Source organism: Roseateles sp., assembly GCF_031397715.1.
GTDB lineage: Bacteria > Pseudomonadota > Gammaproteobacteria > Burkholderiales > Burkholderiaceae_C > Paucibacter_A.
In genome coordinates this window covers 1-1,252 of the sequence record NZ_JANNMI010000319.1, presented here as the reverse complement: position 1 = coordinate 1,252, position 1,252 = coordinate 1, and the positions used below count along the sequence as shown (strand labels likewise).

The 1,252-nt window shown below is 62.5% G+C and carries 1 protein-coding gene; it reads right to left on the bottom strand.

Annotated elements, in window-relative coordinates:
- Nucleotides 1–1,058 (bottom strand): glucose-6-phosphate dehydrogenase (zwf, locus tag RMO57_RS13930; protein WP_310387571.1); only part of this gene is annotated, 1,058 nt, incomplete at its 3' end.
- Between the last annotated feature and the right edge of the window lie 194 nt (nt 1,059–1,252).

Genomic DNA, 1,252 nt, shown 5'->3' with positions numbered 1-1,252 from the left:
GGGTGCGGCACCGGCCGGAAGTTGATGACGATTTGCGCGTCACGGGCGGCCAGGCGCTTGCCGGTACGCAGGTAGAAGGGCACACCGGCCCAGCGCCAGTTCTGCACTTCAGTGCGCAGCGCGACGAAGGTTTCGGTGTGGCTGTCGGCCGGCACCTTGGCTTCTTCCAGATAACCCGGCACGGCCTGACCTTCATTGTTGCCGGCACGGTATTGGCCGCGGATCACATCGCGGGCGACGCTTTCGGCGGTGAACGGTTTCAGCGAGCGCAAGACCTTGAGCTTCTCGTCGCGGATCGCGTCGGCATCATGGGTCGACGGCGGCTCCATTGCGATCATGGTCAGCAGCTGCAGCGCATGGTTCTGGATCATGTCGCGCAGCGCGCCGGTTTCGTTGTAGAAGGCGCCGCGCGTGCCCACGCCCAGGCCTTCGGCCAGCGTGATCTGGATATTGGCGATGCTCTCGCGGCGCCAGAGCGGCTCGAATAACGCGTTACCGAAGCGCAGCGCCATCAAGTTCTGCACCGAGGGCTTGCCCAGGTAATGGTCGATGCGCAAGGCCTGGCTCTCCGAGAACACCGAGCGCACCACGCGGTTGATCTGCTGGGCGCTGGCGAGGTCTTGGCCGAGCGGCTTCTCCAAGACGATGCGCACGCGTGGCTCGTTGATGCCGGCGGCACCGAGCTGTTCGCAGATTTGCGTGAACAGATGTGGGCTGGTGGCCAGATACAGCACCACGGTGTCGGCCTTGCGCTCGTCCAACCAGTCCTTCAGGCGCTGGTAATGCTCGGGCTGCGACAAGTCCATGCGGCGGTAATGCAGCAGGGCGCCAAAGCGCTCGAACTCCTCTTCGCTGGGCCGCTTGTGACCTTCAACTTCACGCGAGCGCTCCTTCAGCCATTCGCGGTAGCGTTCGTCCGTCATTTCGTCACGGGCGACCGACAGAATGCGGCCACCGGCCGGCAGCTTGCCGTGGCGGAAGGCCTGGAACAGCGCCGGCATCAGCTTTCTCCAGGTGAGATCGCCGGTACCGCCGAAGAAAACGAGATCGAATGACATGTGCCGAGGCCTTATGTTTGGCTGCGCCGCCGCTTGGTTTTTTCAAGCGACACTTGATGTAACTAAGTTTCTAGTTTTATGATGCCGGAGTTTCTTGCAAAGGTCAAGACTGAAGTCCCTACCGGTCGCGTTCATGGGCGTTTTTCGCTGGCTGGCCATGTAACTTGCGTACCCGCTGGGCCGGCGGGGTTGCC